Origin of the sequence: Intestinimonas timonensis (assembly GCF_900626145.1) — a bacterium.
In the GTDB taxonomy this organism is placed as follows: domain Bacteria; phylum Bacillota; class Clostridia; order Oscillospirales; family Oscillospiraceae; genus Intestinimonas; species Intestinimonas aquisgranensis.
On sequence record NZ_LR130817.1, the window covers coordinates 1,253,484 to 1,266,378 of the forward strand.

Consider the following 12,895-nt stretch of genomic DNA (forward strand, 5'->3'; position numbering starts at 1 on the left):
GTCTACCCTATCACTTCCCATTTACCCCAGATATATCCTTGATGTAAAATTTGGCTCGTCCGACTCTTGCATTTTTCCGGCACACAGGGTACAATATGTGCAGAAACAAGAAGGGCGGTGCCAGCCACCATGAGTGACGAGTACGGCGGTAATTTTGTCAGCCTCACCGACGAGGACGGCAACGAGATCGAGCTGGAGCATCTGGATACCATTGAATACAACGGCGCGGTCTATATGGCTTTTTTCCCCGTGGAGGAGGCCGATGAAGAGGGCCAGCCCCCAAAAGAAGAGGACGAAGAGGCCGGGCTCATCATCCTGAAGGTCGTGGAGATCGACGGTGAGGAGCAGTTGGCCACCCTGGATGACGAAGAGGAGCTGGAGGCTGTCTACCAGCAGTTCATGGAAGCCCTTTTCGAAGAAGAGGAATAAGATTCTCCTGCTCGGTACGTGATGGTTTCTTTTTAAACCCACATCTCTGAAACGGGACGCCCACCTCGCGCCGTGGCTTGCAGGCCTCCCGGCCCCCTTCGGGAGCGTTGGAAGTTGGAAGCAGTAAAGCGGTGCGGAGGCGACCCACCTGCCATCTTCGTGCAGGTTTGATCAGGGCCACACGGCCAGAGCGGGAGATCTTTTTTGCCGTTCCACCGTCCCAGCAAGGCGCTGGGGCGGTTTTTTTATCCCCTTCCCTTCCAGTATGCAACCATGAACTTTCTGTAAAATGCGTCCCTTCCCGCCCGAATATAGGCAGATTGAGACTTGCAAGCCGTCCCGGTTTCCTGTATAATGCAACATTGAGTCACCAAAGCACAGAAAAAGCACAATATTTGAGAGGACTGAGCAAGAGTAATGAGTGCTTCCCGTGAAAAGAAACAGCGCATCTCCGCTGCCGCCAATGGCCCCACCGAAAAGGAGCGCCGTCAGGCGGAGGCTGCCCGCAAGGAGCGGAGCAAGACCATCCTTTATACCGTGGTGGGCGTCATCCTGGCCGTTCTGGTCATTGCCCTGCTGGTGTGGCACAGCGGCACCTTCACCAAGGGCAAGGTAGTTGCCACCGTCAATGGTAAGGATTACACCGTGGCCGAGATGGGTTACTACTACTATCCCACCGCCAATATGTACAGCCAGTATGGTCTGACCATGGATGAGGAGACCCTGCGCCAGAGCGCCGTGGATTCCCTCCAGCAGTACGCCTCTCTGGCCGCCGCTGCCGAGGCCGACGGCTTCACCCTCTCTGAAGAGGGCGCTCAGAGCGTCGAGGACACCATCCAGGAGCTGAAGAGCTACGCCGCCCAGTACGGCACCTCCTTCAAGTCCTATATCCGCAACGTGTATGGTCCTTATATGACCGAGAGTCTTCTGCGTGAGTGCCTGACCCGGGACACCCTGGCTCAGGAGTACTATACTGCTCACGCCGATACCCTGACCTACACCGACGACGATCTCACCGCTTACTACAATGAGCACACCGATGACCTGGATACCTTCACCTACTCCTCCGTGTTCATCGATGGCTCCGCTCCCTCCACCACCGATGCCGACGGCAATACCGTGGAGGCTAGCGACGCCGAGAAGGCCACTGCCATGGCTACCGCCAAGGCCACTGCTGACAAGCTGCTCCAGGATCTGGAGGACGGCGGTGACTTCGACACTCTGGCTGCCGCCGCTACCCAGGCCGACTCCGAGGACAGCGAGGACGAGGCCACCAGCTACGAGACCACCGTGGTGGGCGCCAGCCTGGCCAATGGCTTCTCCTCCGGCAGCGAGGACTGCGTGTCCTGGCTCACCAATGAGGGCCGTCAGGAGGGTGATCTCACTGTCATCGAGGTGGCCGACAGCGGCTACTGGGTCCTGCGCTTCACCAGCCGCGCCCTGGACACCGAGAGCTACGGCTCCGCCGATGTGCGCCACATCCTGGTGAAGGCCGAGCTCACCCAGGAGGATGACCCCAGCACCGAGGACGTGGACGAGAGCAAGGTTCCCACTCAGGAGGCTCTGGACGCCGCCAAGGCCAAGGCCCAGGAGATCCTGGACGAGTACAACGCCGGTGACAAGACCGCCGACAGCTTCGGCGCCCTGGCCCAGCAGTATTCCGAGGATCCCGGCTCCGCCGAGAACGGCGGCCTCTACGAGGGCATTACCCCCTCCACCAGCTTCCTGCCCGCCTTCATCGACTGGACCTTCGCTGACGGCCGTCAGCCCGGCGACACCGGCCTGGTGGAAAACGACCAGGAGGGCCAGTACGGCTGGCACGTCATGTATCTCCAGGATCACACCCTGACCTGGAAGTACACCGCCGAGAGCTCCCTCAAGAGCGACGCGCTCTCCACCTGGACCACCGAGATCGAGGAGACCTCCCCCGTCACCACCAACGACACCAACCTGGCTCTGCTGGGCTAAGACACACATCATCCCCCGGAGGCTTCCTCCGGGGGATTTTTTCAAGGAGGTAACCAAATGGATGAGCGTTTTCTCCGCACCCGTATGCTCCTGGGCAGCGATGCCATGGACCGGCTGGCTCAGGCACACGTGTGTGTGCTGGGCCTGGGCGGGGTAGGCAGCTGGTGCGCCGAGGCTCTGGCACGCTCCAGCGTGGGCGAGCTGACCCTTATGGACCAGGACACCGTAGATCTTAGCAACCTCAACCGCCAGGCCGAGGCCTTGGAGTCCACCCTGGGGCTCCCCAAGGCGGAGGCTATGGCCCAGCGGGTGCTGGCCGTCAACCCCAGCTGCCGGGTCCACCCCATCCAGGGCCGCTATGAGGCCGACACCCGTGAGGACTTTTTTGCCGCGAATTACGATTATATTGTGGACGCCATCGATCTGGTGAGCTGCAAGCTGGACCTCATCGAGACCGCCCTGAACCACAAGGTGCCCATCATCTCCGCTCTCGGCACCGGCAACAAGCTGGACGCCTCCCTGCTGCGGGTATCTGATATCTCCAAGACGGAGGGCTGCCCTCTGGCCCGGGTGGTGCGGAAGGAGCTGCGCAATCGCGGCATTCTCCACCACAAGGTGGTGTGGTCTCCGGAAGCCGCCCATGAGGCCGACCAGCCCGAGACCCCGCCCCCGGGACGCCGCAGCGTCCCCGCCAGCGTGGTGTGGGTCCCTGCTACCGCCGGTCTGATGCTGGCCGGTGAGGTGGTCATGGATCTGACCGGCGTGCGATAAGCGGCACATAGCCAATTTTTCTATGCTTTTGCATAGCAAAATCCCTCCCCTGGCAAACTAGTGCCAAGGGAGGGATTTTTTATGAGTCAAAAGCGGGATTGGCTGCGCCCGGCGGTATCTGGCGCCCTGGCCGGCGCGGTGAACGGCTTCTTCGGCGGAGGGGGCGGCATGGTGCTGGTACCGCTCCTGGCCGGGTGGTGCGGCCTGGGAGAGCGGAAGGCATTCGCCACCTCGGTAGCCGTCATTCTACCCCTGTGCGTCCTCTCCGCCGGGATCTACCTCTTCCGGGGCGGACTGGACCTCACCGCAGCCCTCCCATACTTGCTGGGCGGGCTGCTGGGGGGCTGGCTGGGGGGTAAGCTTTTCAAAAACATCTCCATGGACTGGCTCCGCCGGGGCTTTGGCCTGCTCCTCCTCTACGGCGGCATCCGGTCTCTCTTTGCCCTATGAACGTCCTGATCTCCCTCCTGGCCGGTGCCGCCACTGGGGTCCTCTCCGGCTTCGGGGTGGGGGGCGGCACTCTGCTCCTCCTCTACCTCACCGCTTTTGCAGGAGTGGAGCAGCACCTGGCCCAGGGCATCAATCTGGTCTACTTCCTGCCGGCGGCAGCGGCGGCTCTCCCCAGCCACATCAAAAACGGCTATGTAGACCGGTCCGCCGCCCTCCCCGCCATACTGGCTGGGCTGGCCACCGCCGGGCTATGTGCCTGGGTTGCCTCCGGTCTGGACACGGGACTCCTCCGCCGGTGCTTCGGCGGCTTCCTGCTTGTCGTCGGCCTCCAGGAGCTCTTTCGCAAGAGCCCCCCTACCGCTCGGTGACCCGGGTATACCGCCGCAGGGGATAGTCTCCATCGTGGGCGTCGCCGCAGGTGGTGCGGCTCATGTCCCCCGGCCCGGTGACCCGAACCACGCCCGCTCTCAAAAGGACCATGGCCAGCTCCTCCCGCTCCTCCGGGGCACAAATCAAACCCGCCGTCTGGAGAACCCCCTTGTGCCGCCGCAGCATGGCGGGCAGCCGTGCCCGGGGCAGGGCCTTCACCAGGGGATTGCCGAACTGGAGGGAGAGCTCCAGCTCCCCATCCTCCCCCACCGTGAGAGAACAACTCTTCCCATAAAAGATCTCCGGGCCGGGCGCGGTGATGGACTCCAGCCGCTGCTCATACTGGGCCAGGGTCACCTGAGCCGCCGAGCCGTCGTCCAACGGCGCTCCCGCCGCCATGGCTCCCTCCAGCACTGGCAGGAACCGGCGGCAGAAATACCGGACCTCCTCCCGCTTCTCGGTGTCAAGGAAAATCGCCTGACAGGAGCTGCACAGCAGCTGACGGGTGTCGGCGATGTGGGCGGCCAGAGCGTAGAGGGCCTCCGGGGTCTCCCCCTTGGGCGTAACATAGGCGAAGCTCAGCTTATGGCCCCACTCGATGAGTCGGCAGCTGGTGGGGGCCAGCCCCCGGACGGCTGAGACCGCCCCCTCCCCGCCCCACACCACGATGCCATCGGCCATGGCCGCCATCTTCTGCATGGCGGGCAGGTCGTCGGAGGGGGTGTCGAACACATAGAGGTAGTCGGCCAGCTCCGGGGCGGCCTGGGTGAGGGCGTGGAGCAGCAGCACCGACAGCCCCCCATCGGCCTGGGGCAGCTTCAGGATATTCACATTGCCGGTGAGGAGGCCCTCCACGGCGCTGTAAGCCGGTAGACCGTCCACGTTTCCGGCGGCGATGTGAAAGAGCACCCCCAGGGGCAGGACCTCCTTGGTGAGAGTGAGGCCGGAATGAGGCGGCGTCACCGCTTTCGGTCCTGCCCAGTCCGGCCCCAGCTCCAGATTCAGCTTGAACTCCAGGCTGTCCCGGCGGAGCATATTGGCGGCGGCCGCCGCCTGAGCCAGGGTGAAGCGTTTGTCCAGGCCCAGGGCGGCGATAATGCCGTCGAACTCCCCGCTGAGCACCCGCCGGGCCAGGCCGTCACAGGCAGCGATCACCGTCTCTGCGGCTGGCGCGGGCCGCTGGAGCACCTGGGTGATGGTCTCCTCCAGGCCGTCCAGGAGCCTGTTCTGCTCCTTTGTATCATGGATCTCTCCACGGTATAGGATCACAGGCCCGCCCCCTTTCTCAGGTCGTCAGCGCCTGCGGCGCAGGTCTTGATGTCAGCCATGCCCACCCGGCCGATGATCTCCAGCCAGGGGGATTTTACCCCGCAGGGGCAGGTATCCCCATCGTGGAGGATACCCAGGTCGTCGGTCATGATGCTCAGGACGGGGACGGCGTTGAGCATAGGGGTAAGGAGATTCACCAGCCCCATGGTGCCGTTGGGCACCGGCTCCAGGGTCCGCACGTCCCGGATGATGACCCGGCTGTATACCGGTACGTGAAAGTAGTGATACTTGCAATCAGCATAGTAAATAGGGTGCTCTACCGCCCCGAAGGACTCGTAGACGTGCTCCTCCGAGATGGCGAACCGGTCCCAAGCCTTGGCATAGAAGGTCTCTTTGTCCACCTTCTCCCGGTAGAACTGCTTCCAGCCGCCCCCCAGGAAGATCTTGGAGTTTTTTGGCAGCGGATAGCGGAGCCCCCGCCGCTCCAGCTCCTCCATGAGGAAGTAGGTGTAGGCGGGAAAGCCCATGAACCGGGTAGGGAACCGGGACCTGCTGTACCTCTCCAGGGTCTTGATGAGACCGTCGAAGTCCACCTGGTAGCCGCCTTCCTTATATTTGAGGGCGTACTCCCGGTGGATGGCGGGCGTGATGTAGGTGTAGCCCGTGGCCGTCTTGGCTACGGCGGTCTGGTTGCTCTTGTGGGGCTGGTAGCCCAGGATGAGATAGTTGGTGGGCACCGGGGAAAGAAAGTGATGGTAGCGCAGAATGCGCCACACCATATGAAAGCCGCTCCACAGTCCCCCCAGCTCAAAGCCGATGACGCTCTTCTTCCCTCTCGTTCCCGAGGAGGTGGCCTTGATGAGCATGCGGCTTTCCGGTACGGAGAAGAGCTTGTGGGATTTGAAATATAATGTGGGCAGCACCGGCAGACGGGCCAGGTCCGCCGTGGTCCGCAGCATGTCCGGCCTGAAATCGAAGTGGTCCAGGATGGCCCGGTACTCCGGGCAGTGGGCATAGTGGAAGGCGCAGTTGTCCCGCATGGCGGCCACGAAGAGCGCCTCCGTCCCCTCTATGTCATAGGGGTCCTTCCAGGTGAAAAGTCTAAAGCGATCTCCCATGTTCCTCCCCCCTTCTTCTCTTGTAGAGCCGTTTTTAGCCCTGTGTCCGCTTCCGGGTGAGATAACCATCCAAAATCAAAGTAGCGGCCACGGCATCCACCGTCTTTTTATGGTTCTTCATCTTCTTTCCGCTGGCGTGGAGGATGTCGTGGGCCTCAATGGTGGTCCGCCGCTCATCCCACAGCACCGGTGTGAGCCCCGTGGCTCCCTCCACCTCTCCGGCAAAGGCCCGGTAGAGCTCTGCCCGGGGACCCTCGGTGCCGTCCATGTTCCTGGGAAAGCCCATCACCAGCTCCTCTACCTTATATTGTTCCACCAGCTCGGCAAGGCGGGCACACACCTGCTCCCCCTTCCGGCTGTGGATGACCTCCGTATACCCCGCCAGCAATCCCGTGGGGTCCGAGATGGCCACGCCCGTCCGGGCGTCGCCGTAGTCGATGGCCATGATACGCATGGTCCTCCCTCCTTTCCCCTCCACTATATCGGTCCCACGGAAGACTTGTCAAGACTGTAAAAATATGCTTGACTTTCTCACTCACTTGTGATAGGCTATTAGCACCTATGAAAAAGGGCTTTATTTTTGTGCGCATTTTTACGGTGTGATGGGCACAAACCCTTTCCCTCCACGTGAGGACATAGGGAGGCAGATCATGCCGAACCTACCGTGTTTTGACTGGGGACGGGCTTTGCCCGTGCCTTTCTCGAACGTGCTGGGATTCGGTATAGCCGGACCCGGCATTTTTTGTTGGGTCCGAACCATTGAAGGAGGTGCCGAAACATGGCAAAAGCCGGTGCGCGGGTGAAGATCACCCTGAGATGCTCCGAGTGCAAACAGCGCAACTACGTCACCAACAAGAACAAAAAGAACACTCCCGACCGTCTGGAGAGAAACAAGTACTGCCCCTTCTGCAGAAAGCACACGCTCCACACCGAGACCAAGTGATGATGCTTGCGGAAGTGTCACAAGAAAGAAGGGTGAAACCGAATGTCTGACAACGAGAAGATCGAAAAGACCGGTGCTGACGCCCAGGCCGCTGCCAAGCCCGCGAAGGCTGAGAAGAAGTCCAAGAAGGACGAAAAGCCCGGCTTTTTCCAGCGTGTCGCCCGTTGGTTCCGCGAGATGAAGAGCGAGCTCAAGAAGGTCGTGTGGCCCACTCCCAAGCAGACCATTAACAACACGGTGATCGTGATCGTCTGCGTTATCGTGGTCGGCATCTTCATCTGGGTCTTCGACGCTCTTGCCAGCAGCATCATCGCCGCCCTCATCGACCTCTTTAAGGGTTAAGGGGTAGCGGTATGTCTGATAGTGCAAAGTGGTATGTGGTCCATACCTATTCCGGGTATGAGAACACAGTCAAGGCTACCATCGAAAAGCACGTGGAAAACCGCAATATGCATGACCTCATCCACGAGGTCAAGATCCCGCTGGAGACTGTCACTGAGATCACCGACAACGGCCCCAAGGTCGTAGAGCGGAAGGTCTTCCCCGGCTACGTGCTGGTCAAGATGGTGATGACCGATGAGACATGGCACCTGGTCCGCAACGTGCGCGGCGCTACCGGGTTCGTGGGCTCCGGCAACAAAGCGATTCCCCTCACCGATGATGAGATTGCTGCCCTCGGCGTGGAAAAGCGCGAGGTCGTGGTCTCCTATCAGGTGGGCGACACCGTAAAGATCACCGACGGCGCTCTAGAGTCCTTCTTGGGCACCGTGGAGGAGATCGACCTGGACCGCAGCAAGGTCCGCGTGGTCGTGTCCATGTTCGGCCGGGAGACCCCGGTGGAGCTGGAGCTGGACCAGGTGGAGCTGGTACAGGATTAAGTACCCTGGGCGGCATGGCCGCCCGCCGTCCAAGGCACAAGTGGGAGGGATGCTTCAGGCATCCCGTTCCAACCACATTCATTCGTAGGAGGTGCTCATTGTGGCACAGAAAGTAACTGGTTACGTCAAACTGCAGATCCCGGCCGGCAAGGCGACTCCCGCTCCTCCCGTCGGCCCTGCTCTGGGTCAGCACGGCGTCAACATCGCCGCCTTCACCAAGGAATTCAACGAGCGCACCAAGAACGACGTGGGTCTGATCATCCCCGTGATCATCACCGTCTACGCCGACCGCTCCTTCACCTTCGTTACCAAGACCCCTCCCGCTGCCGTTCTCATTAAGAAGGCCTGCGGCATCGAGTCCGGCTCCGGCGTGCCCAACAAGACCAAGGTCGCCCAGCTGAAGAAGGACGATCTGCGCAAGATCGCCGAGACCAAGATGCCCGACCTGAACGCTGCCTCCATCGAGGCCGCCATGAGCATGGTCGCCGGTACCGCCCGCTCCATGGGCGTCACCGTGGAAGAGTAAGGGAAGGAGGTAGTAACGATGTTCAGAGGAAAGAAATATACCGACTCTGCCAAGCAGATCGACAAGTCCACTCTCTATGATACCGCCGACGCTATGGCTCTGGTGGTGAAGACCGCCCCCGCCAAGTTCGACGAGACCGTGGAGCTCCATGTGAAGCTGGGCGTTGACTCCCGTCACGCCGATCAGCAGGTCCGCGGCGCCATCGTTCTGCCCCACGGCACCGGTAAGACCCAGCGCGTGCTGGTCTTCGCCAAGGGCGACAAGGCCGAGGCCGCCAAGGCCGCCGGCGCTGACTTCGTGGGCGAGATGGACATGGTCCAGAAGATCCAGTCCGAGAACTGGTTTGATTATGACGTGGTCGTCGCCACTCCCGACATGATGGGCGTGGTTGGCCGTCTGGGTAAGGTCCTGGGCCCCAAGGGCCTGATGCCCTCCCCCAAGGCCGGCACCGTCACCCCCGACGTGGCCAAGGCTGTCACCGAGATCAAGGCCGGTAAGGTGGAGTACCGTCTGGACAAGACCAACATCATCCACTGCCCCATCGGCAAGGTCTCCTTCGGCGCTGAGAAGCTCACCGAGAACTTCAACGCTCTCATGGGCGCCATCGTCAAGGCTAAGCCCGCCGCTGCCAAGGGCCAGTATATCAAGAGCTGCGTGGTGGCTTCCACCATGGGCCCCGGCGTCAAGGTCAACGGCGCTAAGCTGGTCTAATCGTATTACAAAATATATCATTTCCGGACAGGTTTTGCTTGACAAAGCCTGTCCGGACTGATATACTATCAGTCGTGTTCAAAGACAGCAGGCGGCGCAAGCCATAAGTCCTGCCGAGAATGCAGCCACAACGGAATGAATTTCTTTGTGCTGTTTTCGCTGCTTTGAATGCGAAAACAGCTTTTTTGTTGCGTGACTGCATCGGAAAAGTTGAACTCAAATTCAACGGAGGTGAATTCCAAATGCCTAACGCAAAGGTCCTCAGTGAGAAGCAGGCCATCGTGGCCGAGCTGACTGAGAAGCTCAAGAGTGCTTCCAGCGGCGTGCTGGTGGATTACAAGGGCATCACCGTGGCCGAGGATACCGCTCTGCGCGCCGAGTGCCGCAAGAACGAGCTGGACTACGCCGTGGTGAAGAACACTCTGGTCCGCTTCGCCATCAACAACGTGGGTCTGGAGGAAATGGATTCCGTTCTCAACGGCACCACTTCCATGGCCATCTCTCACGGCGATCCCATCGCTCCCATGCGTGTCATCGCCAAGTTCGCCAAGCAGTTCAACGGCGCCAAGTTCACCATCAAGTCCGGCTTCATGGACGGCAAGGTCCTGTCCCTGGACGAGATCAACGCTCTGGCTGAGCTGCCCAGCAAGGAAGTCCTCCAGGCTCAGGTCCTGGGTACCATGCTGGCCCCCATCTCCAGCCTGGCCATCGTCATCAAGGCCATCTGCGAGCAGAAGGGCGGCTCTGTCGACGCCGCCGAGGCTCCCGCTGCCGAGTAATCGGCTCCCCATTGATCTATTTTTGATTGAAATCACAATTTTAGGAGGTAACATATCATGGCTTCTGAGAAAATCACTGCCCTCATTGAGGAAGTTAAGGGTCTGACTGTTCTGGAGCTCTCCGAGCTGGTTCACGCTCTGGAGGAGGAGTTCGGCGTGTCCGCCGCCGCTATGGCTGCTCCCGCTGCCGCCGGCGCTGCTGCTCCCGCTGCTGAGGAGAAGACCGAGTTCGACGTGGTGCTGGCTGATGTCGGCGCCGAGAAGATCAAGGTCATCAAGGCTGTTCGTGAGATCACCGGTCTGGGTCTGGCTGAGGCCAAGGCTCTGGTCGAGGCTGCCCCCAAGGCCGTCAAGGAGGGTGTCTCCAAGGACGACGCCGAGGAGCTGAAGAAGAAGCTGGAGGAAGTCGGCGCCAAGGTCGAGCTGAAGTAAGCTTCTTTCCCCATTACGCAAAAGGGCCCATGGCATCATGCCATGGGCCCTTTTCACACAACAAATAAGGAGGCGCTGATCATGGAGATACGCCATTCCACCCCGAGTGACCTGGACCGCATGGCGGCGCTCTACGTCCAGGCCCGACAGTTCATGAAGGAGACCGGCAACCCCAACCAGTGGGGACCCACCAACTGGCCCCCAACAGATCTGCTCCGGGAGGACATCGCCGCTGGCCGAAGCTATGTCTGCGTCCACGACGGCAAGGTAGTCGGGACCTTCTGCTTCCTCCAGGGCGAGGATATTGAGCCCACCTACCGGGACATCCAGGAGGGAGGCTGGCACTATGACGGTCCTTACGGCGTGGTCCACCGTCTGGCGGGAGATGGCTCGGTGAAGGGCATCGGCCGAGCCTGCCTGGATTGGGCCTTCCAGCAGTGCGGCCACCTGCGGGTGGACACCCACGGGGACAACCGTGTTATGCAGAACCTGCTGAAAAACAGCGGCTTTGCCTACTGTGGGATCATCCACGTGCTGGAGGACAACTATCCCAGGCTGGCCTTTGACAAGCACATTTAAAAAGGACGGGGTCTTCCCCGTCCTTTTTGTCTTATTCCGACTCCCGGACATACTCCCTGCCGTCCCAGCCAAAGCTGACGTGGAGCCAATTTGGCTCCCCTTCCACGGTGTAGAGGTAGGCGGTGGAACCGTCGTCAAAGCGGACCCGGCCCAATCGCTCCCCCACATGCCAATCAGAGAGTCCGGCCTCCCGGTAGACGGCACCCTCATAGGTGAGGAAAACCCCCTCCACCTCCCCCACAATCCGCCGGTCCCAGACCAGGATCTTCAGGAGCAGGGCCGCCAGAAGCACCAGGAGGAGTGAGCGGAGCAGTGTAATCACCCGCTTCATGGCCGGTCTCCCAGACCTGCCAGCGCAGGCAGGATGAAGTCCTGTAGGTTCTCCCCTACCTCCCGGCAGTAGGGCTCCCCGGTAAGCTCGTTGTTTGAAATGATGCGCATCCCCAGGCAGGGCACGGCGAACCGCCGGCACACCCGGTAGGCTGCCAGGCTCTCCATGTCCTCGCAGTCCTCCCCCGCCTGTGCCCGCAGCCACAAAATACGGTCATGCTCCCGGTTGAAAACATCACCCGTTCCCAGACGGCCGGAGACCACCCGTCCCCCGGCATAGGGGGCGGCCTCGAACCGCTCCGCCCATCGGGCATCCCCCTCAAGAAACACCGGAGGCGTATCAGCGTCAAAGTCCCACAGGGTCCAGGCAGCAGGGTCCATTCCCTCCCCTGCCCCACGTTTTGGCACGAGGACACTTTGGATGTCCACGCAGGTGCGTCCCACCACGATGTCCCCCACATGCAGATCGGAACGGTGGGCGCCAGCGGTTCCCTGATTGAGTACCAGGCTGGGTGTAAAGCGCTGGATGCCCAGAATGGTGGCCGCGGCGGCGGACACCATCCCCACCTCGGTGCGGCTCACCACCAGGTCCAGACCGGCATACCGGCCATACCAGAACCGGAACCCGGCGATGATCTCCTCCTGGCAATTTTCCAGCCGTCCCACCGCCCGGTCGGTCTCTACATCCATGGCACCCTGGATCAGGATGGGTCCTGTCATGCCTTCCGCCCCCTCCATACGTTTTCGGCCTTCCGCTGGACGGTCCAGGCCAGCAGGGCGCAAAGGCAGCCCACGACACAGCCGGCGATGACATCACTGGGGAAATGGACACCCACATACAGCCTGGAGAAGCCCATAAGGACGGCCAGGATCAGGCACAGGACCTTCACCCACCGCCTGGCGGCAAAGCGGGCCCAGGTGACACAACAGGCAAAGGCGGCGCAGGTGTGGCCCGATGGGAAGGAGTTGGGGTCGTGCTCATCCACCAGGGCCGTGAGTCCCTCCACCACCAGCCAGGGCCTGGTACGGGCCACCAGATGCTTGAGAAGCACATTGGTGAAGAGCAGGCCGAAGAGCATAGCAATCAGCGCCCAAAAGCCCGCCTTACGGGTCTTCGGGTACAGAAGCAGAAGCACCGACAGGACAATCCAGACCAGCCCGGCGTTGCCCAGCTGGGTATAGAAGGAGAAGAAAGCGTTCAAAATGGGGGTGCGCAGGTCCTGGAGCCAGAGCAGAAAGCCTCCGTCCAGGGTCAAAAGGGTATCCAGCATGGCTGGCTTCCTCCGATCATCTTGATTTGGGACAAAAAGGGGACGAGGCCGCTGCCCCGTCCCCTTTTCTCT

19 protein-coding genes, 1 other RNA gene and 1 other annotated feature are annotated in these 12,895 nt (G+C 61.1%); of the genes, 14 read left to right on the forward strand and 6 right to left on the reverse strand.

The window, feature by feature from the left end; translation table 11 throughout:
* The first annotated feature begins 129 nt into the window (after positions 1-129).
* The 6 genes from E0E29_RS12905 to E0E29_RS12930 all read left to right on the forward strand — a co-directional run bounded on the left by E0E29_RS12905 (position 130) and on the right by E0E29_RS12930 (position 3,986).
* A complete protein-coding gene (locus tag E0E29_RS12905; RefSeq protein ID WP_130850184.1) occupies positions 130-429 on the forward strand; it encodes a DUF1292 domain-containing protein in 300 nt (99 codons plus the stop codon).
* Position 430: 1 nt separating this feature from the next.
* Positions 431-630, forward strand: a non-coding RNA gene (ssrS, locus tag E0E29_RS12910) — 6S RNA.
* A 216-nt stretch (positions 631-846) separates the two neighbouring features.
* Positions 847-2,397 (forward strand): peptidylprolyl isomerase, encoded by a 1,551-nt coding sequence (locus tag E0E29_RS12915; protein ID WP_130850185.1) that lies wholly within the window; start codon positions 847-849, stop codon positions 2,395-2,397.
* Positions 2,398-2,454: 57 nt separating this feature from the next.
* Complete coding sequence (locus tag E0E29_RS12920; RefSeq protein ID WP_130850186.1) at positions 2,455-3,168, forward strand: tRNA threonylcarbamoyladenosine dehydratase; 714 nt, start codon at positions 2,455-2,457, stop codon at positions 3,166-3,168.
* Between the two features lie 81 nt (positions 3,169-3,249).
* On the forward strand, positions 3,250-3,618 hold the full coding sequence (locus E0E29_RS12925; RefSeq protein ID WP_130850187.1) for a TSUP family transporter: 369 nt from the start codon (positions 3,250-3,252) through the stop codon (positions 3,616-3,618).
* Complete coding sequence (locus E0E29_RS12930; RefSeq protein ID WP_130850188.1) at positions 3,615-3,986, forward strand: TSUP family transporter; 372 nt, start codon at positions 3,615-3,617, stop codon at positions 3,984-3,986. Before E0E29_RS12925 ends, E0E29_RS12930 begins: the two co-directional genes overlap by 4 nt.
* On the opposite strand, the gene E0E29_RS12935 is transcribed toward E0E29_RS12930, so the two are convergent.
* From E0E29_RS12935 to ruvX, 3 genes are read right to left on the reverse strand one after another with little or no spacing between them, the layout of a single operon-like run.
* Positions 3,973-5,256 carry an acyl-CoA reductase gene (locus tag E0E29_RS12935; RefSeq protein WP_130850189.1) on the reverse strand — a complete coding sequence of 428 codons (1,284 nt, stop codon included), beginning with the start codon at positions 5,254-5,256 and terminating at the stop codon, positions 3,973-3,975. The two genes, E0E29_RS12930 and E0E29_RS12935, sit on opposite strands and share 14 nt — an antisense overlap.
* Positions 5,253-6,374: a LuxE/PaaK family acyltransferase gene (locus E0E29_RS12940; protein WP_130850190.1), complete on the reverse strand. Its 1,122-nt coding sequence runs from the start codon at positions 6,372-6,374 to the stop codon at positions 5,253-5,255. The genes E0E29_RS12935 and E0E29_RS12940 overlap by 4 nt, the downstream gene beginning before the upstream one ends.
* Before the next feature lie 34 nt (positions 6,375-6,408).
* Entirely contained in the window at positions 6,409-6,828 is a 420-nt protein-coding gene (ruvX, locus tag E0E29_RS12945) for a Holliday junction resolvase RuvX (RefSeq protein WP_130850191.1), read from the reverse strand.
* A 324-nt stretch (positions 6,829-7,152) separates the two neighbouring features.
* On the opposite strand from ruvX, the gene rpmG reads away from it, so the two are divergent.
* From rpmG to E0E29_RS12985, 8 genes are all read left to right on the forward strand, one after another.
* Positions 7,153-7,317, forward strand: a complete 165-nt coding sequence (gene rpmG, locus E0E29_RS12950) for a 50S ribosomal protein L33 (protein WP_033119311.1) — start codon at positions 7,153-7,155, stop codon at positions 7,315-7,317.
* Positions 7,318-7,359: 42 nt separating this feature from the next.
* Entirely contained in the window at positions 7,360-7,659 is a 300-nt protein-coding gene (gene secE, locus E0E29_RS12955) for a preprotein translocase subunit SecE (protein WP_130850192.1), read from the forward strand.
* Between the two features lie 11 nt (positions 7,660-7,670).
* The gene (nusG, locus tag E0E29_RS12960) at positions 7,671-8,195 is read left to right on the forward strand and encodes a transcription termination/antitermination protein NusG (protein WP_130850193.1); all 525 of its coding nucleotides are present in this window, start codon (positions 7,671-7,673) and stop codon (positions 8,193-8,195) included.
* Positions 8,196-8,295: 100 nt separating this feature from the next.
* Entirely contained in the window at positions 8,296-8,721 is a 426-nt protein-coding gene (rplK, locus tag E0E29_RS12965; RefSeq protein WP_130850194.1) for a 50S ribosomal protein L11, read from the forward strand.
* An 18-nt stretch (positions 8,722-8,739) separates the two neighbouring features.
* Positions 8,740-9,432, forward strand: coding sequence for a 50S ribosomal protein L1 (rplA, locus tag E0E29_RS12970; RefSeq protein ID WP_130850195.1), 693 nt, complete (start codon positions 8,740-8,742; stop codon positions 9,430-9,432).
* Between the two features lie 60 nt (positions 9,433-9,492).
* Positions 9,493-9,628 (forward strand) — a sequence feature (ribosomal protein L10 leader region).
* Positions 9,629-9,674: 46 nt separating this feature from the next.
* Positions 9,675-10,211 (forward strand): 50S ribosomal protein L10, encoded by a 537-nt coding sequence (gene rplJ, locus E0E29_RS12975; RefSeq protein WP_130850196.1) that lies wholly within the window; start codon positions 9,675-9,677, stop codon positions 10,209-10,211.
* Positions 10,212-10,268: 57 nt separating this feature from the next.
* On the forward strand, positions 10,269-10,643 hold the full coding sequence (rplL, locus tag E0E29_RS12980; RefSeq protein ID WP_130850197.1) for a 50S ribosomal protein L7/L12: 375 nt from the start codon (positions 10,269-10,271) through the stop codon (positions 10,641-10,643).
* A gap of 81 nt (positions 10,644-10,724) precedes the next feature.
* Positions 10,725-11,222, forward strand: coding sequence for a GNAT family N-acetyltransferase (locus tag E0E29_RS12985; protein WP_130850198.1), 498 nt, complete (start codon positions 10,725-10,727; stop codon positions 11,220-11,222).
* Between the two features lie 31 nt (positions 11,223-11,253).
* Here E0E29_RS12985 and E0E29_RS12990 read toward each other — a convergent pair whose 3' ends face one another.
* The 3 genes from E0E29_RS12990 to E0E29_RS13000 are packed head-to-tail and all read right to left on the reverse strand — an operon-like array spanning position 11,254 to position 12,823.
* A complete protein-coding gene (locus E0E29_RS12990; RefSeq protein WP_130850199.1) occupies positions 11,254-11,553 on the reverse strand; it encodes a hypothetical protein in 300 nt (99 codons plus the stop codon).
* Positions 11,550-12,272, reverse strand: coding sequence for a 5'-methylthioadenosine/S-adenosylhomocysteine nucleosidase (locus E0E29_RS12995; protein ID WP_165449901.1), 723 nt, complete (start codon positions 12,270-12,272; stop codon positions 11,550-11,552). Before E0E29_RS12995 ends, E0E29_RS12990 begins: the two co-directional genes overlap by 4 nt.
* A complete protein-coding gene (locus tag E0E29_RS13000) occupies positions 12,269-12,823 on the reverse strand; it encodes a phosphatase PAP2 family protein (protein WP_130850201.1) in 555 nt (184 codons plus the stop codon). The genes E0E29_RS12995 and E0E29_RS13000 overlap by 4 nt, the downstream gene beginning before the upstream one ends.
* Positions 12,824-12,895: the final 72 nt, after the last annotated feature.

What these genes read in the sequence shown, in the direction of transcription:
- E0E29_RS12905 (WP_130850184.1), top strand. Translation starts at nt 130, where the DNA reads ATGAGTGACGAGTACGGCGGTAATTTTGTCAGCCTCACCGACGAGGAC.
- E0E29_RS12915 (WP_130850185.1), top strand. Translation starts at nt 847, where the DNA reads ATGAGTGCTTCCCGTGAAAAGAAACAGCGCATCTCCGCTGCCGCCAAT.
- E0E29_RS12920 (WP_130850186.1), top strand. Translation starts at nt 2,455, where the DNA reads ATGGATGAGCGTTTTCTCCGCACCCGTATGCTCCTGGGCAGCGATGCC.
- E0E29_RS12925 (WP_130850187.1), top strand. Translation starts at nt 3,250, where the DNA reads ATGAGTCAAAAGCGGGATTGGCTGCGCCCGGCGGTATCTGGCGCCCTG.
- E0E29_RS12930 (WP_130850188.1), top strand. Translation starts at nt 3,615, where the DNA reads ATGAACGTCCTGATCTCCCTCCTGGCCGGTGCCGCCACTGGGGTCCTC.
- E0E29_RS12940 (WP_130850190.1), bottom strand. Translation starts at nt 6,374, where the DNA reads ATGGGAGATCGCTTTAGACTTTTCACCTGGAAGGACCCCTATGACATA.
- ruvX (WP_130850191.1), bottom strand. Translation starts at nt 6,828, where the DNA reads ATGCGTATCATGGCCATCGACTACGGCGACGCCCGGACGGGCGTGGCC.
- rpmG (WP_033119311.1), top strand. Translation starts at nt 7,153, where the DNA reads ATGGCAAAAGCCGGTGCGCGGGTGAAGATCACCCTGAGATGCTCCGAG.
- secE (WP_130850192.1), top strand. Translation starts at nt 7,360, where the DNA reads ATGTCTGACAACGAGAAGATCGAAAAGACCGGTGCTGACGCCCAGGCC.
- nusG (WP_130850193.1), top strand. Translation starts at nt 7,671, where the DNA reads ATGTCTGATAGTGCAAAGTGGTATGTGGTCCATACCTATTCCGGGTAT.
- rplA (WP_130850195.1), top strand. Translation starts at nt 8,740, where the DNA reads ATGTTCAGAGGAAAGAAATATACCGACTCTGCCAAGCAGATCGACAAG.
- rplJ (WP_130850196.1), top strand. Translation starts at nt 9,675, where the DNA reads ATGCCTAACGCAAAGGTCCTCAGTGAGAAGCAGGCCATCGTGGCCGAG.
- rplL (WP_130850197.1), top strand. Translation starts at nt 10,269, where the DNA reads ATGGCTTCTGAGAAAATCACTGCCCTCATTGAGGAAGTTAAGGGTCTG.
- E0E29_RS12985 (WP_130850198.1), top strand. Translation starts at nt 10,725, where the DNA reads ATGGAGATACGCCATTCCACCCCGAGTGACCTGGACCGCATGGCGGCG.
- E0E29_RS12990 (WP_130850199.1), bottom strand. Translation starts at nt 11,553, where the DNA reads ATGAAGCGGGTGATTACACTGCTCCGCTCACTCCTCCTGGTGCTTCTG.
- E0E29_RS12995 (WP_165449901.1), bottom strand. Translation starts at nt 12,272, where the DNA reads ATGACAGGACCCATCCTGATCCAGGGTGCCATGGATGTAGAGACCGAC.
- E0E29_RS13000 (WP_130850201.1), bottom strand. Translation starts at nt 12,823, where the DNA reads ATGCTGGATACCCTTTTGACCCTGGACGGAGGCTTTCTGCTCTGGCTC.